18 protein-coding genes are annotated in these 23,991 nt (G+C 72.5%); 12 read left to right on the forward strand and 6 right to left on the reverse strand.

Translation table 11 applies throughout. The features are described from left to right. Nucleotides 1-792: 792 nt before the first annotated feature. Nucleotides 793-1,398: a dihydrofolate reductase family protein gene (locus ACF07V_RS19175; RefSeq protein WP_392155522.1), complete on the reverse strand. Its 606-nt coding sequence runs from the start codon at nucleotides 1,396-1,398 to the stop codon at nucleotides 793-795. A 232-nt stretch (nucleotides 1,399-1,630) separates the two neighbouring features. Here ACF07V_RS19175 and ACF07V_RS19180 point away from each other — a divergent pair, with 232 nt between their 5' ends. The 8 genes from ACF07V_RS19180 (at nucleotide 1,631) to ACF07V_RS19215 (ending at nucleotide 11,046) form a co-directional block, all read left to right on the forward strand. Continuing rightward, entirely contained in the window at nucleotides 1,631-3,226 is a 1,596-nt protein-coding gene (locus tag ACF07V_RS19180; protein WP_392155523.1) for an alpha/beta fold hydrolase, read from the forward strand. Between the two features lie 645 nt (nucleotides 3,227-3,871). Next, nucleotides 3,872-4,036 carry a pentapeptide repeat-containing protein gene (locus ACF07V_RS19185; RefSeq protein ID WP_392155661.1) on the forward strand — a complete coding sequence of 55 codons (165 nt, stop codon included), beginning with the start codon at nucleotides 3,872-3,874 and terminating at the stop codon, nucleotides 4,034-4,036. Nucleotides 4,037-4,245: 209 nt separating this feature from the next. Beyond that, nucleotides 4,246-5,238 carry a dihydroxyacetone kinase subunit DhaK gene (gene dhaK, locus ACF07V_RS19190; RefSeq protein ID WP_392155525.1) on the forward strand — a complete coding sequence of 331 codons (993 nt, stop codon included), beginning with the start codon at nucleotides 4,246-4,248 and terminating at the stop codon, nucleotides 5,236-5,238. 7 nt (nucleotides 5,239-5,245) lie between these two features. Continuing rightward, entirely contained in the window at nucleotides 5,246-5,887 is a 642-nt protein-coding gene (dhaL, locus tag ACF07V_RS19195; RefSeq protein WP_392155527.1) for a dihydroxyacetone kinase subunit DhaL, read from the forward strand. Further along, a complete protein-coding gene (locus tag ACF07V_RS19200) occupies nucleotides 5,884-6,342 on the forward strand; it encodes a PTS-dependent dihydroxyacetone kinase phosphotransferase subunit DhaM (RefSeq protein WP_392155529.1) in 459 nt (152 codons plus the stop codon). The genes dhaL and ACF07V_RS19200 overlap by 4 nt, the downstream gene beginning before the upstream one ends. A 597-nt stretch (nucleotides 6,343-6,939) precedes the next feature. Further along, complete coding sequence (locus tag ACF07V_RS19205) at nucleotides 6,940-8,955, forward strand: FAD-dependent oxidoreductase (protein WP_392155531.1); 2,016 nt, start codon at nucleotides 6,940-6,942, stop codon at nucleotides 8,953-8,955. A 46-nt stretch (nucleotides 8,956-9,001) separates the two neighbouring features. Further along, complete coding sequence (locus ACF07V_RS19210; RefSeq protein ID WP_392155533.1) at nucleotides 9,002-9,541, forward strand: PadR family transcriptional regulator; 540 nt, start codon at nucleotides 9,002-9,004, stop codon at nucleotides 9,539-9,541. Between the two features lie 104 nt (nucleotides 9,542-9,645). Further along, the gene (locus ACF07V_RS19215) at nucleotides 9,646-11,046 is read left to right on the forward strand and encodes an NAD(P)/FAD-dependent oxidoreductase (RefSeq protein ID WP_392155535.1); all 1,401 of its coding nucleotides are present in this window, start codon (nucleotides 9,646-9,648) and stop codon (nucleotides 11,044-11,046) included. A gap of 45 nt (nucleotides 11,047-11,091) precedes the next feature. On the opposite strand, the gene ACF07V_RS19220 is transcribed toward ACF07V_RS19215, so the two are convergent. The 3 genes from ACF07V_RS19220 to ACF07V_RS19230 form a co-directional block, all read right to left on the reverse strand. Then, complete coding sequence (locus ACF07V_RS19220; RefSeq protein ID WP_392155537.1) at nucleotides 11,092-12,687, reverse strand: alpha/beta fold hydrolase; 1,596 nt, start codon at nucleotides 12,685-12,687, stop codon at nucleotides 11,092-11,094. 81 nt (nucleotides 12,688-12,768) lie between these two features. Next, nucleotides 12,769-14,169: an alpha/beta fold hydrolase gene (locus ACF07V_RS19225; protein WP_392155539.1), complete on the reverse strand. Its 1,401-nt coding sequence runs from the start codon at nucleotides 14,167-14,169 to the stop codon at nucleotides 12,769-12,771. 376 nt (nucleotides 14,170-14,545) lie between these two features. Continuing rightward, nucleotides 14,546-15,886, reverse strand: coding sequence for a DUF2252 domain-containing protein (locus ACF07V_RS19230; RefSeq protein ID WP_392155540.1), 1,341 nt, complete (start codon nucleotides 15,884-15,886; stop codon nucleotides 14,546-14,548). A 184-nt stretch (nucleotides 15,887-16,070) separates the two neighbouring features. Between ACF07V_RS19230 and ACF07V_RS19235 the strand changes: the two genes are divergently transcribed. After that, complete coding sequence (locus ACF07V_RS19235) at nucleotides 16,071-16,829, forward strand: GntR family transcriptional regulator (RefSeq protein ID WP_392155542.1); 759 nt, start codon at nucleotides 16,071-16,073, stop codon at nucleotides 16,827-16,829. 46 nt (nucleotides 16,830-16,875) lie between these two features. Here ACF07V_RS19235 and ACF07V_RS19240 read toward each other — a convergent pair whose 3' ends face one another. Together ACF07V_RS19240 and ACF07V_RS19245 are read right to left on the reverse strand one after the other, a co-directional pair. After that, nucleotides 16,876-18,405 (reverse strand): amino acid permease, encoded by a 1,530-nt coding sequence (locus ACF07V_RS19240; protein ID WP_392155544.1) that lies wholly within the window; start codon nucleotides 18,403-18,405, stop codon nucleotides 16,876-16,878. 155 nt (nucleotides 18,406-18,560) lie between these two features. Then, on the reverse strand, nucleotides 18,561-19,535 hold the full coding sequence (locus ACF07V_RS19245) for a hypothetical protein (protein ID WP_392155546.1): 975 nt from the start codon (nucleotides 19,533-19,535) through the stop codon (nucleotides 18,561-18,563). Between the two features lie 302 nt (nucleotides 19,536-19,837). Between ACF07V_RS19245 and ACF07V_RS19250 the strand changes: the two genes are divergently transcribed. The 3 genes from ACF07V_RS19250 to ACF07V_RS19260 are packed head-to-tail and all read left to right on the forward strand — an operon-like array spanning nucleotide 19,838 to nucleotide 23,957. Further along, entirely contained in the window at nucleotides 19,838-21,319 is a 1,482-nt protein-coding gene (locus tag ACF07V_RS19250; protein ID WP_392155548.1) for an FGGY family carbohydrate kinase, read from the forward strand. Next, nucleotides 21,316-22,755, forward strand: a complete 1,440-nt coding sequence (locus ACF07V_RS19255; protein WP_392155550.1) for an FAD-dependent oxidoreductase — start codon at nucleotides 21,316-21,318, stop codon at nucleotides 22,753-22,755. The genes ACF07V_RS19250 and ACF07V_RS19255 overlap by 4 nt, the downstream gene beginning before the upstream one ends. After that, nucleotides 22,752-23,957, forward strand: coding sequence for an FAD-dependent oxidoreductase (locus ACF07V_RS19260; protein WP_392155552.1), 1,206 nt, complete (start codon nucleotides 22,752-22,754; stop codon nucleotides 23,955-23,957). Before ACF07V_RS19255 ends, ACF07V_RS19260 begins: the two co-directional genes overlap by 4 nt. The last annotated feature ends 34 nt before the right edge of the window (nucleotides 23,958-23,991 follow it).

Consider the following 23,991-nt stretch of genomic DNA (forward strand, 5'->3'; position numbering starts at 1 on the left):
CCCCTGGGACGAGTAGGAATCGTCGCCGACCGCCCAACCGTCGCGCGCCGTGGAAGGGTCATCTGAGGCGTATGCAGTCCGTACGGCCAGCGCAGCTCATCGGTGTTATTTCCTCAGACTGTCCAACAGGCTGCATCGCTGCTCAGGGTCGTCACGGACCTGCTTCGACTCCCATCCGTTCCATCCACTCGCGCACGGTTGCTGCTCGCTCAAGACGTAGTGCGTTGCCTCCGCGGCGAGGTGCTCTCGGAGCCAGTCGGCCGGGAGCCGCTGGCTGAAGTTGTGCATCGCGGCCTCCTGGGCCAGGTCCAGGAGATGAGCTGTGTCGACGGCTCGGACGGTGTGGGGAAGGGACGGGGTCATATCGCGATGACGCCAAGACAGGGGCGATGTCGCCTGAACGAGTGATGGCAGTGGTCAGGATGTCCTGTCGCATGGACCTTGTCTGTGGATCTTGCATCCGGGCCCCGGGGACACTGGATAGGTGTCGCTGCATGCGGAGCGCCGGGCCCGAGGCGGCCGTTCAGCGGATGCCCCGGAACCCGGACCCGAGACCACGCCTTCGAGGCTGGCTCCCAGCGCGCGGTCCAGGTACGCCCGGCGTTGTCGTGGTCGTGGAAGGCTCCGTCTCCTCGGTGTCGACAGGCAGGCCCGGGCGCCGACGGGCTGTGACTGTCGCAGTCCTCACTGCGGCCGGCGCTTCCCCCACCCCGGTCGATCTGGGCGAGTGCAGCGGCCAGGGTGTCGATCGCGATCAAGGCATCGCCGGCGGACATTCCGCAGCACAGGACATCAGTAGCTGTCGTAGCTGGGCTTGCCGTTCGGCCGGTAGACGCCGACGACGGTGCCGCCCTTCGTCGTCGAGACGCTGACCGGCTCCAGCGCCGTAGGGATCGCGCCGTCGGCGAACAGCCGCTTGCCGGTGCCGATGATCACCGGGTGGATGGTCAGCCGGTACTCGTCGACGAGGTCGTGCTGCATGAGGGTCTGGGCGAGGTCGCCGCTGCCGACAACGTTGATGTTGCCGCCGTCGGACGCCTTCAGCGTACGTACGGCATCGACGGTGTCGCCCTCCAGCAGCGTGGAGTTCTGCCACTGGACGGACGTCAGGGTCCGAGACGCCACGTACTTGTGCATGCTGTTCATCCGCTCGGTGAACGGGTTGTCAGGATCGGCGGTCGGCCAGTACGACGCGAAGATCTCGTACGTCTTGCGGCCGAGCAGCATCGCGTCGGCGCGCTCATACCAACCGGCAACCGCCGCGCCGACCTCGTCGTCGTCCACCGGTTTCTGCCAGCCGCCGTGCTTGAAGCCGCTTTCCACGTCCTCGTCCGGACCGCCCGGCGCCTGCATGACGCCGTCCAGCGTCAGGAACGTACAAACGATGATCTTGCGCATGGTGTGCTCCCTTTGTTGACGGGTAGACCACACAACCGCCGGAAACTCATCGGCGCCACTTCCGTGGCACAGCCCTACGGTGTCTCACCGCGATGGCGGATCCGACGTCCATCCGACCTCGGGCATGCGCGCCGGCATCGGTCGTCCGGCGCGTTCGGCGTGGGCCCGCAGGATCCACGCCAAAGGATGCTGCTGACGGTAGTCCCGGCCGCGGCGCCAGTCAGGAGACGAAATGCGCACCACCCCGGAGAGCGACGACCAGGCCCCAGACCTGGGCATGAACGAGAGACCGAAACGGTGGGAGCCTGCCGGGGCCCTTCCTCCCCGGGCACACCGTACGTCCTGGGCCCGCCGAGGGTGGCTCCTCCTGGGCGTCTGCCTGATCACGGGCGTGTTCGGTCCGGGCAACACAGTGGCCGCCGCCGGCACCGGGTCTTCGGCGCGGCCCTGCGACACGGTGCCGACCGGCACCGGCGTCCAGGACTACTTTCTGGATTTCACGGTGCCGCCCGGCCTGATGCCGGACCCTCGGTTCGACGGGCGTGCGGCGAGGATCCACGTACACCGTGTCCGGCCGGTGTACTCCCACGGCAAATGCTCAAGCGTGCCCAACAGGGCCGCGGTGATGGTCCACGGCGCCACCATCACCGGGCCGGCTGTGTTCGACGTGCGACACCGTGCCCCTGGCGGCGGTTCTCTCAGCGCGCAGAGGGCCCTCGCAGGGGCGGGGATCGACACCTTCGCCCCGAGTCTGCTCGGCTTCGGCCGCTCCACACGGTTTGAGGACGGTCTTGACGATCCCGGCAACGCGAGCCTGCGGCCCTATCTGCCGGACTGCAGCTGTCCCCATCCCGAGGGGTGTGACCGGACCGAGGTCCCGTTCTTCCCCCTTGACCAGCAGGGATCACTGCTCCTGAACAACCCGCTCGACGGGCAGCGGCGCGCACACTCCAGCAACTTTCGCTTCGCGCGCGTCGACACCTTCGTCCGTGACATCCGCCAGGTCATCGACGACGCGATCGCCCGCGCGAAGCCGGCGGACGGCAAGGTCACCCTGCTCGGCTGGTCGTTCGGCGGCCAGCTCGTCGCCCGGACGCTGTATGCGGCCAACCCGGTGCTTCCCGACAGTGCCGCCGTCATCGCGAAGGTTAACCGCGCCGTGTTCCAGTCGTCGGCCTTCGGCAACCCGACCGAGGAGGTGACGCCCCCCGCGGGCTTTACGTCCTTCCCGCTCAGGCTCGGCACCCAGGAGGGATCCAACGGGACGTGGGCGATGCCGCCCGGGCGTGATGCCGCCTGCACCGGCCACATCGTCGCGAATAGTCAAAGTCAGCTGTGGACGCAGCTCATGGAGGAGGACGGCCTGGGGAGCACCTGGGGCGGAGACGAGCCCGAACACCCGACCGGCCTCGTCCGCGCGCCGAGTTTCTCCAGCTACGGCTGGAACACCACTGTCGCGCGGCAGCTGACCACACCCGCACTCGTCATCCACGGTCTTGACGACACTCAACCACTCGCGGCGCCGAGCAACCAGACCGCCATCTACGACAACCTCCTGGTGACGAACAAGGTGCTGGTACAGGTCCAGTGCGCGAGCCACGCGCTGCTCTTGGAGGGATGCTCCGGCCCACGGTGCACACCGCAAGCGGGAACGCCCTACGGCGGCCGCCCGGGCCGCCCCTGGTCTGGTCCCCATGCCACGTACCAGGCAGCGCTGATCGAGTGGATCACGAACGGGACCTTCGACGGCGCCGCGAACGGACACTTCATCGTCAACGAGAGCGGCGTGGCAAACCCGGTCGGTACGACGGGCAACTCCGGGGCCTGAGCGTCCGCCGCTGAGCCGTTCATTCCGGCGGGACGCGCTCGAATCGGCTCCCCGTCCGACTGCAAGTGCGCCGTGTGCCGGGCGGACGTCCCCGTCCAGCTCGGCCGCCGGGGTACGGAAGTCGATCGCGCCCTCGGAGAATCCGAAACAGACGCCACCATAGATCGTGACAGGGCGTCACCCAGCCGTGCCGTGGTGATAGGCGACGACCCGCGGTGGTCAGCCAGCTCTGGGTCGCGGGAAGGTGCTGTGCCGTGCTGCGCGGGCACGTGATCCATCAGGGCACGGATCAGGGCGAGACAGGCATAAGGGTGGTGGTCGGCGTGGTTGCCGTCGAGTTCGCCGAGCAGGCCCAGCGGCTTGTCGACCTTCCATGGCGATTCCGCGCCGACGGCCCGCAGTTCGTCGAGGAGGTCCTGGCTGATGTACTGAGCCGGCTTCAGCTCCTGTGCGGGCACGGGAATGTGCGGGAGTTCGGAGGACCTGGGAAGGGCGCCGATCCGCTCGAGGTCCCACTTACGTACAAGGGCACGCGCGGCAGTCACGTAACTGTGCAGGTCCTTTGCGCCCTCGAAGCGGTACACGGTGCTGGTGACACCGCGCCGCCATCCTTCCGGTCTGCGGCCGGCGCCGGCGGGCCCGACGGTGCGGGTCGCGGGCTCCCGGTCCAGCAGCGGACCTGTCCACGGCGCCAACCTGGTTCGCGCCCGACCGAATGACGCGAACCTCACCAAAGCCAACCTGACGGATGCCGAGCTGTGCGGAGACGAACCCGGAAGTGAAAGCGCGCTCGCGACCTCACGGCGATAATTGCGCCATGATGCGCATTCGCAACGACCATTCCATGCGAACGCGACCTGATGAAGTGTCGGGAAAGTCGGCATCGAGTCAGCGTCGGCACCGCACGGAACCGCCGCCCCGCCGCCGCGAACCGCCAAGATCAACAACTCGCAGCACCTGATCTGACCTGCACAAACCCTGCTCAACGGCTTGCCAGCCAATCTCACCAGGAGATATCCATGAGGATGTTGATCAACGTTCCGGAGACCGTCGTCGCCGATGCGCTGCGGGGGATGGCCGCGGCGCATCCCGAGTTGACCGTGGACGTCGAGCGGCGTGTCGTGGTGCGGCGGGACGCGCCCGTGGCGGGCAAGGTGGCGCTGGTGTCCGGGGGCGGGTCCGGGCACGAGCCCTTGCACGGGGGGTTCGTGGGGCCCGGGATGCTGGCGGCCGCCTGTCCGGGCGAGGTGTTCACCTCGCCCGTGCCCGATCAGATGGTCCGTGCCGCCGCCGCGGTCGACAGTGGGGCCGGAGTGCTGTTCGTCGTCAAGAACTACACCGGTGACGTGCTGAACTTCGAGATGGCCGCCGAGCTCGCCGAGGACGAGGGCATCCAGGTCGCCAAGGTCCTCGTCGACGACGACGTGGCGGTGACGGACAGTCTGTACACGGCGGGGCGGCGCGGCACCGGGGGCACCCTCTTCGTCGAGAAGATCGCCGGTGCGGCTGCCGAGGAGGGCGCCCCGCTGGAGCGGGTGGAGTCGATCGCCCGCCGGGTGAACGAGCGGTCCCGGTCCTTCGGGGTGGCCCTGAGCGCCTGCACGACCCCCGCCAAGGGCAGTCCGACCTTCGATCTCCCCGAGGGGGAGCTGGAGTTGGGGATCGGCATCCACGGGGAGCCGGGCCGGGAGCGGCGGGCCATGATGACCTCGCGGGAGATCGCCGACTTCGCCGTCCACGCCGTCGTGGACGACCTGCGCCCGTCCGGTCCGGTCATCGCCCTCGTCAACGGCATGGGCGCCACCCCCCTCCTGGAGCTGTACGGGTTCAATGCCGAGGTGCAGCGCGTGCTCGCCGAGCGGCAGGTGCCGGTGGCCCGGACGCTCGTCGGGAACTACGTGACCTCGCTCGACATGGCGGGCTGCTCGGTGACCCTGTGCGAGGTCGACGAGGAGCTGCTGCGTCTGTGGGACGCTCCGGTGCAGACGCCCGCCCTGCGCTGGGGCCGGTGAGACGGGGATGGGGACGGGGAGCGACGACGTGACGGAGACCTTCGGCGCCGCATTCCTGGTGCGCTGGCTGGCCGCGGTGGCCGAGGACGTCGACCGGGAGGCCGACCGGCTCACCGAGCTGGATTCGGCGATCGGCGACGCCGACCACGGCGCCAATCTGAAGCGGGGCTTCGCCGCCGTGACGGAGGCTCTGGCCAAGGAGCCGCCGGGGAGCCCGGGCGCCGTGCTCACCGCCGCGGGGCGGCAGCTCATCTCGACGGTCGGCGGCGCTTCGGGGCCCCTCTACGGGACGCTGCTCCGGCGCGCCGGGAAGACCCTGGGCGAGGAGCCCGAGGTCGGCCGGAAGCGGCTGGCGGAGGCGCTCGACGCAGGCGTGGCGGCCGTGTCGCAGCTGGGCGGTGCCCAGGTGGGCGACAAGACGATGCTGGACGCGCTCGTACCGGCCGTGGAGGCGCTGCGGAGCTCGTACGAGGAGGCCCGCACCGCCGCCGAGGAGGGCGCCCTCGCGACCGTACCGCTCCAGGCGCGCAAGGGCAGGGCCAGTTATCTCGGCGAGCGGTCGATCGGGCACCAGGATCCGGGCGCGACCTCGTCGGCGCTGCTGTTCGCCGCGCTCGCCGACACCGCGCGCGCGGAGGGGGCGCGATGAGCCCCGCGACCGGAGGGGCGGAGATCCCTGCTCCGGCGAGCCCGGTCCTTGTCCCCGCGCCCGTCGGCATCGTGCTCGTCTCGCACAGCGCGGCGGTCGCCACGGCGGTGGCCGAGCTGGCCCGGGGACTCGCCGGTGGTGGCGACCTGGCGCCCGTCCTGCCCGCGGGCGGGACGCCGGACGGGGGGCTCGGGACGAGTGCCGAGCTGATCTGCGAGGCGGCGAAGGCGGTCGACCGAGGGGCCGGGGTGGCGCTCCTGGTCGACCTGGGCAGTGCGGTCCTCACCGTGAAGGCGCTGCTCGCCGAGGGCGACGAACTGCCCGAGGGCTGCCGCCTGGTGGACGCGCCGTTCGTGGAGGGCGCGGTCGCCGCGCTGGTGACGGCGAGCGCCGGCGGGGACCTCGACGCGGTGGTGGCCGCGGCCTCGGAGGCATACGGCTACCGCAAGGAGTGAGGGCCGGAGGCGTGAGCGTGGAGTGACCGAGGCGCCGCGCCGGGTGACGACCGTGATGCGATCCAGCAGGCCGGCACTGGGATGTTGTCGCAGGGCCTTCGAGTACGGCAGACCGGCGCGATGCCGGTGCCGGTGCGATGCCGGTGCCGGTTTGCGGTGCCGGTGCGATGCCGGTGCGATGCCGGTGCCGGTTTGCGGTGCCGGTTTGCGGTGCCGGTGCCGGTTTGCGGTGCCGGTGCGATGCCGGTGCCGGTTTGCGGTGCCGGTTTGCGGTGCCGGCGCCGCACCGGTGTCGCGCCAATGCGGTACCAGTGCCGTGCCAGTGCCGTGGCAGTGCCACCTCAGTGCCACCTCAGTGCTGCGCCGGTGCCGCGTCAGCGCCGTACCCGGGGCGGCCCTCGCCGCGGGACGCCTCCGAGGGGCTGGACGCGTGGGCCGGGATCCCGGGGTCTCCTTCGTACCGAGCCCGCAGGCTACCGAGTAGTAGATATCACTCCCGGATTCTTCTGCAACTAGTTGCAGAAGGCGCGAGGGGTCGCCTAGAACTGAGGTCGACGACCCCTGCGGTCGACGACCGCTGCGCGAGGAGGCGCCCCCATGACCCCGTACCCGCACCTGCTGAGCCCGCTCGACCTCGGCTTCACCACCCTGCCCAACCGGGTGATCATGGGGTCGATGCACGTCGGCCTGGAGGAGACCGAGCACGGTTTCGAGCGCATGGCCGCCTTCTACGCGGAGCGTGCCCGGGGCGGCGTCGGCCTCATCGTCACCGGCGGCATCGCGCCCAACGAGGCCGGCCGGCCCTGGGACGGCGGCGCCAAGCTGACCACCGCCGAGGAGGTCACCGAGCACCGGCTGATCACCGACGCCGTGCACGCCGAGGGCGGCCGGATCGCGATGCAGATCCTGCACTTCGGCCGGTACGCGTACCACCCGGGGCTCGTCGGCCCCAGCCCGATCAAGGCGCCCATCAGCCCCTTCGTACCGAACGAGCTGTCCGAGGCCGAGGTCGAGCAGACCGTCGAGGACTACGCGCGCTGCGCGGAACTCGCCAAGGAGGCCGGCTACGACGGCGTCGAGGTGATGGGCTCCGAGGGCTACCTCATCAACGAGTTCATCGCCGCCGCCACCAACCGGCGCACCGACCGCTGGGGCGGCTCGTACGAGAACCGGGTCCGCTTCCCGCTGGAGATCGTCCGCCGGATCCGCGAGCGCGTCGGCGAGGACTTCATCCTCGTCTACCGCCTCTCCATGCTGGACCTCGTCCCCGGCGGCTCCACCCTGGAGGAGGTCGTCCAGCTCGCCAAGGAGATCGAGGCCGCCGGCGCGACCATCATCAACACCGGCATCGGCTGGCACGAGGCGCGCATCCCCACCATCGCCACCTCCGTGCCCCGCGGCGCCTACACCTGGGTGACGAAGAAGCTGATGGGCGCGGTCTCCGTGCCGCTCGTCACCTCCAACCGCATCAACACCCCCGAGGTCGCCGAGGAGATCCTCGCCGACGGCCGCGCCGACCTCGTCTCGCTCGCCCGCCCCTTCCTCGCCGACCCCGACTTCGTGAGCAAGGCGTCCGCCGGCCGCGCCGAGACGATCAACACCTGCATCGGCTGCAACCAGGCCTGCCTCGACCACACCTTCAGCCTCAAGATCACCTCCTGCCTGGTCAACCCGCGCGCCTGCCACGAGACCGAGCTCGTCCTCTCCCCCACCCGGACCGCCAAGCGCGTCGCGGTCGTCGGCGCGGGCCCGGCCGGACTCTCCTGCGCGGTGTCGGCGGCCGAGCGCGGCCACTCCGTCACCCTCTTCGACGGCGCCGCCGAGATCGGCGGCCAGCTGAACATCGCCAAGCGGGTGCCGGGGAAGGAGGAGTTCGACGAGACGCTGCGCTACTTCCGCGTCCAGCTCGCCGAGCGCGGCATCGACGTCCGCCTGAACACGTACGTGTCCGCCGACGATCTGGAGGGCTACGACGAGGTGGTCGTCGCGACCGGCGTCACCCCGCGCACGCCCGGGATCGCCGGCGAGGACCACCCGAGCGTCCTCAGCTACCTCGACGTGCTGCGGGACGGCGCGCCGGTCGGCGAGCGGGTCGCGATCATCGGCGCGGGCGGCATCGGCTTCGACGTCGCCGAGTTCCTCACGGACGGCGGCGAGGGCGCGAGCCAGGACCCCGAGACGTACTTCCGCCAGTGGGGCGTCGACACCTCGTACGAGAACCGCGGCGGACTGCGCGCGCCCGAGCGGAACGCGCCGCCGCGCCAGGTGCACCTGCTCCAGCGCAAGAGCTCCAAGGTCGGCGCGGGCCTCGGCAAGACGACCGGCTGGATCCACCGCACCGAGCTCAAGCACCGCGGCGTCACCATGGTGGCCGGGGTGTCGTACGAGCGGATCGACGACGCCGGCCTGCACGTCACGATCGACGGCGAGGCTCAGCTCCTGCCGGTCGACACGATCGTGCTCTGCGCGGGGCAGGAGCCGCGCCGCGACCTGTACGAGGAGCTGGTCGCCGCCGGCCGCTCGGCGCACCTGATCGGCGGCGCGGACGTCGCCGCCGAGCTGGACGCGAAGCGGGCGATCGACCAGGGCACGCGGCTCGCGGCGGCCCTCTGACCTCCGTCCCGTGATCACCGTGGCCGGCCGAACCTAGGATGCGAGCATGTCCCTCCCGCACGCGATCCTGACCGCGCTGCTCGAAAAGCCGTCCTCCGGCCTCGAACTGACGCGCCGCTTCGACAAGTCGATCGGCTACTTCTGGTCGGCCACGCACCAGCAGATCTACCGCGAGCTCGGGAAGCTGGAGCAGGCGGGGCACATCCGCGCCCTGCCCGCTCCGGTGCCCGCGCGGGGGCAGAGGAAGGAGTACGAGGTGCTGCCCGCGGGGCGGGCGGAGCTGACCGACTGGGTGGGCCGGGCGGAGGACCCGAAGCCGCTCCGGTCGGCCCTGCTGCTGCGAATGCGGGCGGCGGCGATGGTGGGGGCGGCGGGGCTGCGGGCCGAGCTTCGGCGACACCTCGCCCTGCACCGGGCCCAGTTGGACGAGTACCTCGTCATCGAGGCGCGGGACTTCCCGGCGGAACGCCGCCGGAGCGAACCGGACCGGCTGCGTCACCTCGTGCTGCGGGGCGGGGTGGATCTGGAGCGGTTCTGGGTGGGGTGGCTGACGGACGCGCTGACGGAGCTGGGCCCGGAGGGATAGCTGCGCCCTCTCACGCCTCCCCGTTCCGGGCCCGGCGCACGCGACGCGGCCCGCATCGGCGTGGATACTGGTCAGTCGTAGTTCCACGACACGAAAGGGCGGGTATGGCCGACGACTTGGGGCGCCGCGCGACACGTCACGCGGTGGTCATCGGGGGAAGTCTCGCTGGACTACTGGCCGCTCGGGTACTCGCCGAGCACGCCGAGAAGGTGACGGTCGTCGAGCGCGACCGCTTCCCGGAGGGACCCGAGGCCCGGCCCGGCGTCCCGCAGGGCCGGCACCTCCACGTCCTGATCGCGGGCGGGCAGCAGGCCTTCGACGAGCTGCTCCCCGGCTTCACGAAGGAGCTCGGCGAGCTCGGCGCGCCCAAGGTGGGTGTCCCGGAGGACATGGTCCAGTGGCAGAACGGCAAGTGGTTCCGCCGGACGCCCGCCAGCGCGCACTTCTACTCGGGTGCGCGCCCGCAGCTGGAGTGGCTGGTGCGGCAGCGGGTGTTCGCCGACCCGCGCATCGAACTGGTCGAGGGCCACGAGACGGTGGGCCTGACCGGCGATTCCTCGCGGGTCCGGGGCGTACGGCTGCGGGAGCGCGGCGCCGGCGCCGGCGCCGAGAAGGAGACGCACGTCCTGGAGGCCGACCTCGTGGTCGACGCCTCGGGACGGTCCACCAAGTCCGCCGACTGGCTGGCCGGCATCGGCGCCGAGGCCCCGCACGAGGAGACCATCGACACCGGTCTCGCGTACGGCACCCGGGTCTACCGCGCCCCGGCCGGGGTCCTGGACAGCGACGCCATGGGGTACTTCATCGTGCCCAACCCGGCCCAGGAGTACGGGGCCGTCGTGCTGCCCGTGGGCGACGGCACCCACCTGGTCACCCTCTCGGGGCTGCGCGGCAACGAACCGCCGACGGAGGAGGGGGCGTTCGAGGACTACGCCAAGCGGATGCCGCACTCCGTCATCAGCGAGTGGCTTGCGCAGGCGGAGCCGGTGTCCCCGGTGTACGGCTTCCGCAAGACCGCCAACATCCGCCGCCGGTACGACCGTCCGGGCCGCCGCCCGGCCGGCTTCCTCGCCACCGGCGACGCGCTCTGCGCCTTCAACCCCATCTACGGGCAGGGCATGGCGGTCGCCGCGATCTCCGCCGTCGCCCTGCGCCAGGCGCTCGCCGACCCGAAGCGCACGCCGACCACCCGGCAGGTGCAGCGGGCACTCTTCGACGCGTCCCGCCAGGCCTGGGACATCTCGACGGGCGCCGACAAGAAGATGCCCGGCGCCGTCGGCGGCGCGGCCGCTCCCGGCGCGCTGGACAAGGCGGTCGGCTGGTACATGGGCCGGGTGCAGGCGCGGGCGGCTGGCGACCCGGTCGTCGGCGTCCCCTTCCGCAGGGCGCTCACCCTCACGGCCCCGATGACGGCGCTGTTCGCCCCCGCGGTGGCACGGGCGGTGCTCTTCGGTCCGGTGTCCGAGACGCCGGCGGAGCCGCCCCTGCGCCGTACGGGCGGTTAGAAGTTCGAGGGGCGGCGGTGGACCTGCCACCGCCGCCCCCGCGGCTCACGTGCCGATCTCGAACGTGGGCGGCTTCAGGCCCGCGAGGCAGCCGGTGTCCGGCGCGGTCGGGTTGTCGAAGAACGAGACGGTCATCGTCTGCGCGCACTTCGAGTCGGCGAACACCACGTGGGCGACGTAGGGCACCGTGACGACGGTGGACCTGCTCAGCGTCCGTCCCGCGTACGCCCCGCTGCTCGGCGCGGTCTGGGAGTCGAACCCGCCGGACAGGACGAGGGTCGGGATGTCGCTGCGCGTCACGCTCCGGATCGAGCGCGGTGCCGGGGGGATGTCCCAGACCCGGCAGTCGTCGTGCATCCAGGGGAGAAGCGGAGCGTTGGCCAGCACCGAGCGGGGGAACGACGGGAACAGGCGCCGCCCTGCCCGGATGATGTCGGCCTGGCTCTCGAACGGTGTCCACTCGCTGCAGAAGACGCCGTTGGCGATCCCGAGGGAGGCCCTGCCGATGGCCTGCGGGCTGACCTTTCCGCCCGCCCACTGCTCGGCGATCCGCCGCGGGTTGCCGTGGGCCAGTTCGTCGATGGAACGGGGCACTCCCTCCGCGAGATGGCTCGCGAAGGTCAGCCAGGTCACCAGGACTCCGCCGTCCAACGTGACCTTCACCGGCTCCGTGCGGCCTGGGACCGTGACCGTGGTGGTGACCGGTCGGGCCTCCAGTTCGACGACGAGTCGCTCGAAGGTGGCTCTGAGGTTCGGATAGCGGTTGTTGCAGGCACGCTGCTCGGCGCAGGTCTTGAAGATGCTGTCGAAGCCCTCTCGTGCGGCCTTCCAGGTCACGGCCCCGCCGGCCAGGGACGGCGGCAGGACGCCGTCGATGCCGACCGACCGGATGCCCTTCGGGTGAAGGCGCATGTACTGGAGCGCCAGGTCGGTGCCGTAGGAGATGCCGAACACGTTCCACTGCCTGATGCCCAGCGCCCTGCGCAGGTCGTCGTAGTCGGCGGCGCTCTCGGTGCCGTTGTAGGCACTGAGGTCGGCCCCGCGGCGCACCAGCAGGTCGCGGCACTTCCGCGTCTCCTCGACGTGCAGGCGCCCGGTGGACGGCGCACCGAAGACGAGATCCAGGTTGTTCGCGACGAACTCGTCGACGTTCGGGCAGGTGAGCTCCGGGTCGGCCGAGTAGGTGCCCCGCTGGGACATGAAGATCAGGTCCCTGTCGCGGTTCAGGCCTCCGGCGAGCGCCATCGGGATCTCGGACACCGCGTCGTCGCCGGGTCCGCCGGCGAGCCACACGATCGGGTCGCCGGCGTGCCTTTCCGTGGCCGCCGGGATGATCGCCACGGCGAGGGTGATCCTGCGCCCCTGGCCTCTGTGCCCGTCACGCTTCTCGGGGACGGTGAGCGTTCCGCAGTGGGCGTCCTTCAGGGCGGGGACGGGGTCCGCCGTCCTCGGGCAGGGGCCCGGCACGAAGCGGGCGTGGCCCACCGTCCGGGCCCGGGTGCCGAGCGGGGCGGCGGGGCCGGAGTCGGCGTGGGCGGGTGCCGCGACGAGGCCAGCGGCGAGGACACCGGCGGTCGCCCCGGCCAGAGCGGCGGGAAGGCGTCGTGCCGTGCTCCGGTGGTGGGGTGGTCGAAGGGACATCAAGGGGTCTCCGTGTCAGGGGGTGATGGTGAACGGTCGGGGCCGGAGTCAGGGGGTGATGGTGAACGGTCGGGGCCGGAGTCAGGGGGTGATGGTGAACGGTCGGGGCTGGAGTCCTGCCACGCAGCCGGTGTCGGGCGCGGTCGGACGGGCGAGGAAGGAGGCGAGGACGCTCGCCGCGCAGGGCGACTGGGGGACCACCCAGTGGCCGATGCCGGGAATCCGTACGGAGGTCGAGCCGGGCAGCGTGGCGGCCGCGACGTGGGCCCAGCTCGCGCCGGTCTTCATGTCGAAGGTTCCGGAGAGGAGGAGTGCGGGCGTCCTGCTGAAGGTGTCCACCCGCTGGATCGCGGTGCGGTCCGGGACGTTCCAGGCCCGGCACACGTCGTACTCGAAGGGCAGTTGCGGCGGCTGCGCCAGGACCGTGTCCGGCCACCCGGGGAAGTTCCGGCGCCCTGCCTCCAGCACGTCGTGCTCGGAGTAGCCGGGCACCCATTCGGCGCAGGCGATCGACTTGGTCAGGCCGTAGGCGAACGCGCCGATGACGGTCGCCACGTCGACTGCACGGGCCCGCGCGAAGCGCTCCGGATTTCCGTGGGCGAGTTCGTCGAGCGCCGCGGGGACGTCGACGGCCTTCACGGTGTTGGCGACGAGGATGTTGATCAGCGCGCCCCCGTCGAGGTCGACCTTGACCGGGTTCCCGCCCCCAGGGGGCTCGGCCATGAGCGTGAGGGGGTGCGCCTCGAGGCGGCGCACCTGCTCGTCGAGCGTGCGGCGGAGATGCGGGTAGCGGCTCTTGCACCGGGGCTGGGCCTCGCACGCCGCGAAGATCTCGCCGATCCCCTCGGCGGCACTGTCCCAGGTCCACGGCATGTTCACGACCTTGGGGGGTGCGAGCGAGTCGATCGCCACCGAGCGGATCCCCTGGGGGTGCCGACGCATGTAGGTGAGAGCGAGGTTCGTGCCGTACGAGTACCCGTAGACGTTCCACCGGTCGATGCCCAGCGCCGTGCGCAGGTCGGCGAAGTCAGCCGCGTTCTCGGTGGTGTTGTACGAGCTCAGCCGGATCCCTTCGGACGTGAGCCGGTCCCGGCACTCCTTGACCGCGCGCACCAGCAGCCGCCCGGTCGAGGGGGCGTCGTAGCGCAGCCCCACGGCCTTCACGTTGAAGCGGTCGACCTCCGGGCAGGCGAGGTTCGGCTGTGAGTACCGCCCGCCGCGCTGGGACACGACGATCAGCTCGTTGTTCCGGTTCACCCCGGAGGCGATGAGGAAGGGGATGTTGTCGAAGGCGTCGCCGCCGGGCCCCCCTTCCATGAACACCACCGGCTCGGCGGCCGGCCTGGCCGAGGTGGCCGGGATGATCGCGACGGCCAGCCGGATGGTCCGGCCGCCGCCGCGGTGGGAGCGGTTCTCGGGCACCTCCAGGTAGCCGCAGCGTCCGGGGACCGGGTCGGGCGTCTGCGGGCAGGCACTGGGCACGAAGCGCGCCGGGCCTCCTGGACCCGGCCCCCGGTCGGGGGGTGGCAGCGTGTCGCCCGTTCGCGAAATGTGCCCCGTCGCCGGGGAGCTCGCCGCGCTCGGACCGGCCGCACCCAGGAGGGTGAGTCCGGCCGCCACGAGCGCGAGGCCCGTGCGCCCGCCTCGGGATCGTCGTCTGCCGTACGGGCGCCGGGCGCGCGCTCGTACGGTGCCTTCTTCCGTCATGTGATCGGGTCTCTCTGTGGACCACGGCCGTCCCGACCGGGACGACACCGCGTGGCTCAGCCCGCCGGCGCATGGTTCGTGGGGGCACTGTGCCTGTCAGCCTGCGGTCGTGGTGGGACCCCCACCACTCGTGAGCTCCACTCGGAGCAGTTCAGGCGCCCGGGGCCGCCGTCACCATGCCCGCGGCGATGGCCGCGCCGAGTGCCGCGTAGTCGTCGGCGTTCTGCCCCGCGTAGGCGAGCGCGAAGTCGGCGACGGCACGGTCGAAGACGTCCGTGCCTCCGAGGTACGCGGCGATGGCGATCCGGTCGCCGGAGCGGGCGTGGGCGCGGGCCAGGGCCCGGCCGCAGAGCCGCGCGTAGTCCCGCAGGGTGGCCGGGGACATGCTCTCCACCTCGGCCGAGCCCTTCATGTCGCGCAGCTGCCGCCAGTAGAAGTGGCGCTGCTCGGGTCCGGTCATCCAGCCGAGGAAGATGTCGCTGGCGGCCTGGGTGAGCCGCTGGCCGCTGACGACGCGGCGGCCCTGGTGGGGGTAGGCGGTCGGCGGCAGGTACTGCTCCAGGACCGAGCGGCCGGCCTCCTTGATCTGGAGCATGAGCGGGTCGCCGTCGTCCCGTCCTTCGAGGAGGACGATGAAGCAGCGGGTGCCGACGCTGCCGACTCCGACGACCTTGCGTGCCGCGTCGACGAAGTGGTAGCGGTCGAGCAGGACCCGGCGCTCCTCGGCGAGGGAGCTGCGGTAGTCGCTGAAGATCTTGCCGATGGTGATCCGGTCGACGTCCGCGACGCGTTCGAGGAGCGGCGGATCGTCGACGATGTGCCGGTTCCCGGCCCCGTCGGTCTCGGTGAGCTTGCCGAAGGCCTGGAGGCTGGTGCGCCGGCGGGCACCGGCGAGCCGCTTGGTGAGGCGGGCCCGGTCCTGGCCGCGTACCACGCGCAGGATGTCGTCGGCGGCGATCCGCTCGTACCAGACCTCGAGCTCTCCCAGCCCGGAGAGGCGCCGCATGGTCGTGCGGTAGGACTCGACGGCGACGAGCGCGGCGCGGTGGGCCTTGGGCTTGGCGCTGCCGTTCTGGAGGGCGGCGACGGTGACGCTGGCGGCGAGCCTCTTCACGTCCCACTCGAAGGGGCCGGGGAGGGTCTCGTCGAAGTCGTTGACGTCGAAGAGGAGCGTCCGTTCGGGTGAGGCGTACACCCCGAAGTTGAGCAGGTGGGCGTCGCCGCACAGCTGCACGGTGAGCCCGGTGTGGCGCTCCGCGCCGAGGTCGGCGGCCATGACGCCCGCGGCGCCGCGCAGGAAGGCGAAGGGGGAGACCGCCATCCTGGCGTAGCGGAGGGGGACGAGGTCCGGCAGCCGGTCCAGGGATTCACGCTCCAGGACCACCAGCGGGTCGGGGCGCTGTGATCTGGGTATCCAGCGGCCGTGGGCGGCTCTGGGGACGCTCTTGCGGGCCTCCTTGCCCCGAGCGGCGCGCTCCGACACTGTCGTCATCCGGCCTCACCCGCCTTCTCCCGCCGAGATGTTCTCGGCCCGGTCACCTGGAACCTCATTACACGGCTCGCCACTCGTTTCGGCCACTCTGCCGGACCGGTCTGGCAAAATGGTTTAGACCAATGATAGGAATTGATCACCCACCCGAACCACGCTGTCACGCTGAGCAAAGAGAGGGTTGATCATGGCCGAGCCCGATTCCGAGGCGGTGGCGGACGTGCCGCTCTATCTCCGGGTCGCCGCCGCCCTGCGTGAGGACCTCACCCACCGGCGCATCTCCCCCGGCACCCGGCTCCCGTCGGAGCGAACGCTCTCCCAGCGCTACCACGTCAACCGGCAGACCGTGCGCAGCGCGCTCCAACTCCTCAGGGAGGAACGGCTCGTGGTCACCGACCGGCGCGGCACCTTCGCCGCCGCCGACGCGACCGCGCCCGAGCCGGCCGCACCCGCCCTCACGGCCCGCCGGCCGACGTTCCCCGGGGGTCCGCGGGCGGCCGAGGCACTGGTGCGGGCCTCGCTCACCTGGGAGCCGCCGCCCACTCCCCTGGCGGCCCGGCTCCTGCTCACGCCGGGCGAGCCGACGCTCGTCCACCGGCACACGGTGCTCGGGCCGCACGGGGCGGCGCTCCAGCGGGCGGTGTCGTGGTTCTCCCGGCCGGCCCTCGCCGAGATCCCCCAGCTCTCCCGGTACCGGCGGGGCAGGGACTGCCGCCAACAGCCGGATCTGCGGCTCCTGTACCACTGGATGCACCAGGCCGGGCTGCGGATCACCCACCGGGAGTCGGTCGGTGTCCCGCCCGGCCCGGCCACGACGGCGGAGGGCGGTACGGCACGACTGGTCGTCCACCGCGTCGTCAGCGACCAGCACGGGCACGCCCTGGAGATCACCGACATCGACTTCTCGGCCCAGTCGGCCGCCTGGACCTACGAGTTCAGCGCCTGACGGCGCTCCGGCTCCGGGCCCCGGGGGCGGAAGCCGGGTACCGCCGTCAGACGATGCCCTCGGAGATCTCCGCCTCCTCGCGGGCGCTCCCGTACGTGGTCGGCGTGCCGTACGAACGGCGGGCGACGTACCACCAGACGCTGGCGAGGATCAGCACGACGGCGAGCGCGATGAAGGCGTAGTTCATGGTGTCGACGTTCACCGGGGACTTCTGCGGCAGGCAGAAGAGAACGGTCACGAAGGCCACCCAGACGACGGCGATCCAGCCGATCGGCCTGCTCCAGCGGCCGAGGCTCCACGGGCCGGGCACGAAGCGGTTCCCCGCGCGCAGCCGCAGGTAGATCGGGATGGCGTACGCGGGGGTGATGCCGATGACGTTGATGGCGGTGACGGCGCCGTAGGCCGTGGCCGAGTACAGCGAGGGGACGGCGAGCAGCGCGGCCACGACGACCGCCAGCCAGACGGCGGGGACGGGGGTCTGGGTGGCGGCGTTGACCTTGCGCCAGAGGGAGGAGCCGGGAAGGGCGTTGTCGCGGCTGAAGGCGAAGACCATGCGGCTCGCGGCGGCCACCTCGGCGTTGCCGCAGAAGAGTTGGGCGACGATCACCACGAGCAGCAGGGCGGCGGCGCCGCCGGAGCCGAGCGCGTCCAGGAAGATCTGGGCGGGCGGGACGCCGGTGGCGCTGTTCTGCGTGGCCGCGTAGTCCTGGATCGCGAAGGTGAGTCCGGCGAGGAGCGCGAAGCCGGCGAGCCAGGAGACCCAGATGGCCCGCACGATGCCCTTGGCGGCGGTGACGGAGGCGTTGGAGGTCTCCTCGGAGAGATGGGCCGAGGCGTCGTAGCCGGAGAAGGTGTACTGGGCGAGGAGCAGGCCGATCGCGGCGACGTAGAACGGGTTGGCCCAGCCGGTGTCGTTGACGAACTTCGTGAACACGAACTCCACGGACTGGTGCCGGTCGGGGACGAGGGCGAGCGCGCCGACGATGACCGCGACGCCGATCAGGTGCCACCAGACGCTGACCGAGTTGAGGACGCTGACGAGCCGCACGCCGAAGAGGTTGAGTGCGGCGTGGAGCAGCAGGATCGCGAGGAAGATGAGGAAGGTGGAGCCCGGGGTGGGCACGAAGCCCCACTGGAGGTTGAGGAAGGCTCCGGTGAAGAGGGCCGCGCCGTAGTCGATGCCGGCGATCGCGCCGAGCAGGCCGAGCAGATTCAGCCAGCCGGTGTACCAGCCCCATCGGCGCCCGCCGAGCCTGTCCGCCATGTAGTAGAGGGCGCCGGAGGTCGGGTAGGCGCTGGTGACCTCGGCGAGCGCGAGGCCCACGCAGAGGACGAAGAGGCCGACGCCGACCCAGCCCCACAGCATCACGGAGGGGCCGCCGGTGCCCAGGCCGAAGCCGTAGAGGGTCATGCAGCCGGAGAGGACGGAGATGACCGAGAAGCTGATCGCGAAGTTGCCGAAGCCGTCCATGCGGCGGGCGAGGACGGGCTGGTAGCCGAGCTCTCTCAGTCTCGCCTCCTCGTCCTGGGACGGTGGCTTGTGTGTCGCGCCGATCGGGGCGGCGGTGCGGGACATGGGGACCTCCGGGGGACGGGGGGAGCGGGGGTGGGGGTGGAAGTGGGGGGGGTGGAAGTGGGGGGGTGGAAGTGGGGGGGGTGGAAGCGGGGGTGGAAGTCGGGGTGGAAGTGGGGTGAGGGGCGGAAGCCAGGGGCGCCGGGACGCGGGGCGCGTCAGCCGCCGAGACAGCGGGCGCGGGCGCGCAGGAAAACCTCCTCGGCGAGGCCGCGGTCGTCCGGGTGAGCGGTGCGGTAGGCCCAGGGAAGGGTCGTGTAGTACGGGCCGAGGGCCTCGAAGACCCGGGCGGCGTCGGCGAAGCGGAGGGCGCCGAAGAGGGCGTGCGCCAGGTGGTTGAGGTCGAGCAGCGAGGCCTCGTCGGTGGCGCAGAAGAGGAACCAGGTGTCCAGGGCGTGCCGGGCGTCGCGTACGGCGTCCTCGGCGACCCAGTGGAGGTCGAGGGCGCGCTCGTGGCCGCGCTCGCGCCGGTAGCGCTCGACGCGGACGTAGAGCGGAAGGGCGTGCAGGGCGGATCCGACGGGCGCCGAACCGGCGGCCCAGTACGCGTAGTTGACGGCCTCGGAGAGGGGTCCGGAGCGCCGGGCGTAGACGAACTGGAGCATCCGGTGGTGGGCCTCGCGGTTGTGCGGATCGCGCTTCTCCACCTCGGCGAGCAGGCCCCACGGGCCGGGCGGCAGCATGGGCGCCGGCGGGGTCAGCCGGTGCTCGGCCATGCGCTGGCCCCCGTCGAGGGCGGCGAGGGCGAGCAGCCCGACCCAGGGCACGGGGTCGGCGGGCGACTTCTCGGAGGCGTCGCGGCAGGCGGTCCAGGCCTCCTGCCAGAGTGCACGGGTCCTGGCGTGGCCGGCACGGTGGGCGCGGACGGCGCGCTCGACGGCGACCCTGCCGTGCATCACGGTGGCGGCGAGGCTCTCGGGCTGCTCGGCCCGCCAGATGGGGACGACGTCGCTGCCCGCGGCGACGGCCGCGAGGACCTGGGTGCGCCGGGTCCACGCCTCCCAGTCGGAGGTCTCGTCGAGCAGCCGGGCCATGGACACCCAGCGGCCGGTGCGTAAGTCCTGGACGGCGTTGCGCAGGGCGTGGTCGTGGCCGGCGGGGTGGTAGACGGGCCGGAATCCGTGTCCGGCCATCAGGGGGTGGGGCGTGGTGTGGATGACATGGGTCCTCGGTGGATGGAGGGGGTGGTCAGTCCCCCGGCGGGCGTCCCGGCCGTTGATCGGCGATCACTATAGAGGGCTCTGGACCCGACCGGTCCACTTTCTTTTTTGACAGTAATTATTAGGCCAACGACCGAATTTGACTTACTGTCAGGTACACCGCGCGACCTGACGTGCTCGGGCGCCGAGCCTTGACGAAGGGCCCGCGCGACGGCACCCTGACCCTTTTCGGTGATCGGGTGATCACGGAGCGGTCGAGCGACGGGAGCAGCGGGATGACGGGCGGAGCGGTACTCGCCGTCGACCAGGGCACGTCCGGTACGAAGGCCCTCGTCCTCTGCCCCGAGCGCGGAGTCCTCGGCACCGGGACGGCCCCGGTCCGGCCCCGCCACCTCCCCGGCGGCCTGGTCGAGGTCGACCCGCGTGAGCTGTACGACTCGGTGGTCGTCGCCGGGCGGGCGGCGCTCGCCGAGGCCGACACGCGCGTCGTCGCCGTGGGCCTCGCGAACCAGGGCGAGACCGTGCTCGCCTGGGACCCCGCCACCGGGGAGCCGCTCACCGACGCCCTCGTCTGGCAGGACCGCAGGGCGGCCTCCGTCTGCGCCGGCCTCGACGCCCACGCCGAGGAGTTGCGCCGCATCAGCGGGCTTCCGCCGGACCCGTACTTCGCGGCGCCCAAGATGGCCTGGATCCGCCGCCACGCCACCGGCGCCGGTGTGGTCACCACCAGTGACGCCTGGCTCGTCCACCGGCTCACCGGCGCTTTCGTCACGGACGCGGCCACGGCCGGCCGGACCGGCCTCCTCGACCTCGACACGGTCGCCTGGTCGGATACCGCCCTCGACCTGTACGGACTCGGCGGCGAAGCACTCCCCCGGGTCGTCGACTGCGACACCCCGGTAGGCACCACGACCGCGTTCGGCCCCGCGCTGCCGCTCACCGGGCTCATGGTGGACCAGCAGGCGGCCCTGCTCACCCAGAGCGCCGACGACCCCGCCGCCGCCAAGTGCACCTACGGCACCGGTGCGTTCCTCCTCGCGCAGACCGGCCCCGAGCCCCGGCGCGCCGCCTCCGGCCTGGTGAGCTGCGTGGCCTGGCGGCTCGGCGGACGCGTCACCCACTGCCTCGACGGCCAGGTGTACACGGTCGCCTCGGCCGTGCGCTGGCTCACCGACCTGGGCGTGATCGCCGGGGCCGGGGAGCTCGACGCGGTCGGAGCCGGCGTGCCGGACGCGGGCGGCGTCACCTTCGTCCCCGCGTTCGCCGGGCTCGCCGCGCCGTGGTGGCGGGGGGACGTACGCGGCTCGCTCACCGGACTCGGCCTCGACACCGGCCCCGGCCATCTGGTGCGCGCCCTGTGCGAGGGCGTCTCCGCCCAGGTGGTGGAGCTGGCCGCGGCCACCGCGGCGGACCGGGGCGCGCCGCTGACCGCGCTGCGGGCCGACGGCGGCCTGACCCGCTCGTCCCTGCTCATGCAGACCCAGGCCGATCTGCTGCAACTCCCCGTCGAGGTGGCCTCGTTGCCCGATGCCACGGCGCTCGGGGTCGGCGCGGCCGCCCGGCTCGGACACCACCCGGGGCTCACGCTCCGCGAGGCCGTGCCGGAGTGGAAGCCCTCGGCCGTGTACGAGCCCCGGATCTCGGCCGACGAGGCGGCGGAGCGCCTGGGACGCTTCCGTACGGAGGTGTCGGCCCTGGTGGAGCGGTCGGCGGGCGCGTCCGGTGCGGGGGACGGCACCGGCGGCGGGACGGTATGAGCGTCACGCGGACCGGGCCCCTGCCCGCCGGGGAGGCCGCGGAGTACGACGTCGTGGTCGTCGGCGCGGGGGTCGTCGGTTCCGCGATCGCCCGCGCCCTGGCCCGACACCCGCTGCGGATCGCGCTCGTGGAGGCGGCGAACGACGTCGGCGACGGCACCTCGAAGGCCAACACCGCCATCCTGCACACCGGTTTCGACGCCGCGCCCGGCACCCTGGAAGCCCGCCTCGTGCGCGAGGGGCACCGGCTGCTCAACGCGTACGCGCGCGAGGCCGGCATTCCCGTGGAGCCGCTCGGCGCGCTGCTCGTCGCCTGGAACGAGGAGCAGCGAGCGACGCTCCCCCGCCTCGCGGAGAAGGCCGAGCGCAACGGCCACCGCACCACCCGTCTCCTCTCGCACGCCGAACTGGCAGCGCGCGAGCCGCACCTGGGTCCCGGCGCGGCGGCCGCGCTCGAAGTGCCGGGCGAGTCGGTGATCTGCCCCTGGACGACGACCCTCGCCTACGCCACGCAGGCTGTCCGCTCCGGCGTCGACCTCCATCTGAACTGCCGGGTGGAGAAGGTGCGTCCGGGCGAGCCGTACCACCGGCTCGTCACCCGGCGCGGGGTGCTCAGGACCCGCCTCCTCGTCAACGCCTGCGGTCTCCACGCGGACGCCTTCGACGCGCTCGTCGGACGGGACGACTTCACCGTCACCCCGCGCCGGGGCCAGCTGCTCGTCTTCGACAAGTTCGCCCGCGACCTGGTCCGGCACATCCTGCTGCCCGTGCCCGGGCCGCTCGGCAAGGGCGTGCTCATCTCGCCGACGGTGTACGGGAACGTCATGCTCGGGCCCACCGCAGAGGACCTGGACGACAAGACCGCGACGGGCACGACGGCGGAGGGGCTGGCCGGACTGCGAGAGCAGGGCGGCCGGATCCTCCCCGCGCTGCTCGACGAGGAGGTCACCGCGGTCTACGCGGGCCTGCGGGCGGCCACCGGCCGGGAGGACTACCGGATCGCCGCCCACCCGGGCCTGCGGTACGTGACGGTGGGCGGGATCCGCTCCACCGGGCTCACCGCCTCCCTGGCCATCGCCGAGCACGTGCTCGGCCTCCTCGCGGACTGCGGGCTCGAACCGGGTCCGGCCCGTCCGCTCGCCCCGGTCCGGATGCCGAACCTCGGCGAGGCCTTCCCCCGCCCGTACCGGGACGCCGAACTCATCGCGCGCCAGCCCGAGTTCGGGGCGATCGTCTGTCACTGCGAGCGGGTCACCCGCGGTGAGATCCGGGCCGCGCTCGCCTCGACGATCCCGCCCGGCGGCCTCGACGGGCTGCGGCGCAGGACACGCGCCCGGGGCGGCCGCTGCCAGGGGAACCACTGCGGCGCGGAGGTGCGGGCGCTGTTCGAGGAGCGGCCGCCCGAGCAGGGGCCGTACGGAGAGGGGGCACGGTGAACCGTACGGTCGACGTCCTCGTCGTGGGTGCGGGACCCGCCGGGCTCGCCGCGGCCGCCCGGCTCGCGACGGCGGGGGCGGGCCGCGTCGAGGTCCTGGAGCGGGAGACCGCTGCGGGCGGGGTGCCGCGCCACTGCGTCCGGCCGGGGTTCGGCGCGGACGCACGGGGGCGGGCCCTGGACGGACCGGCGTACGCCCGGCGCGCGGTGCGGGAGGCGCTGCGGGCGGGGGCGGTCGTCCGTACCGGCGTCTCGGCCACCGGCTGGGCCGGGCCCCTCACCCTGGACGTCACCGCCCCGACCGGACTCGAACGCGTCCGGGCCCGGGCGGTGGTCCTCGCGACGGGGGCGCGCGAACGACCTCGCAGCGCCCGGCTCGTCCCGGGCACCCGCCCCGCCGGGGTGCTGACCACGGGCGAACTCCAGCGGACGGTAGGGCGGTTCGGGCCGCGCGGGGAGTCCCTCGGACGGCGGGCGGTGGTCGTCGGCGGCGACCCGGTGGCCCGGGGCGCGGTCCGGACACTGCGTGCGGCGGGGGTGGAGGTCGCGGCCGTCGTCACCGGACTCCCGTCGGCCGCCGTGGCGTTCGCGAGGGTCCCGGTCCTCACCGGCACGGTCGTGGCGGAGCTGCTCGGACGCGGCCGGCTCACCGGGGTCGCGGTGCGGGGCCCGGACGGGCGGACGGCGGTGCTGCGGTGCGACACGGTGGTCTTCACCGGCGACTGGATCCCCGACCACGAGCTCGTCCGTGCGCGTGGCCTCGCCCTCGCCCCGGCCACCCGGGGCCCTGTGACGGACCACGGCTTCCGCACCTCCGAGCCCGGGGTCTTCGCCGCCGGCAATCTGCTGCGCGGGGTGGAACCCGCGCTCGTGGCCGCCGCCGAGGGGCGGGCGGCGGCGGAGTCGGTCCTCGAACTCCTCGGCGGCCGTCCCCGGCCGGCCGGAGGGGTGCCCGTGACGGCGCCGGCCCCGCTGCGCTGGGTGACGCCCGGTCTCCTCGGCCCGGAGGCGGGCCCCTTGCTCGTCCGGCCGGAGCGACGGCTCGTGCGCCCGGTCCTGACCGTCGCCCAGAACGGCGTCCCGCTGCGGCGGGAGCGGCTGAGCGGGACGCTCCTCCCCTGGCGTTCGGTACGGCTCGGGGCGCGGTGGACGAGTGGCGTGGACCTCGCGGACGGCCCGGTGACGGTCGCAGCGGAGGAGTGACCTCTCAGGGGCTGCGGCGGACGGGCGCTTCGGA

Origin of the sequence: Streptomyces sp. NPDC015661 (genome assembly GCF_043077765.1) — a bacterium.
Taxonomy (GTDB): Bacteria; Actinomycetota; Actinomycetes; order Streptomycetales; family Streptomycetaceae; genus Streptomyces.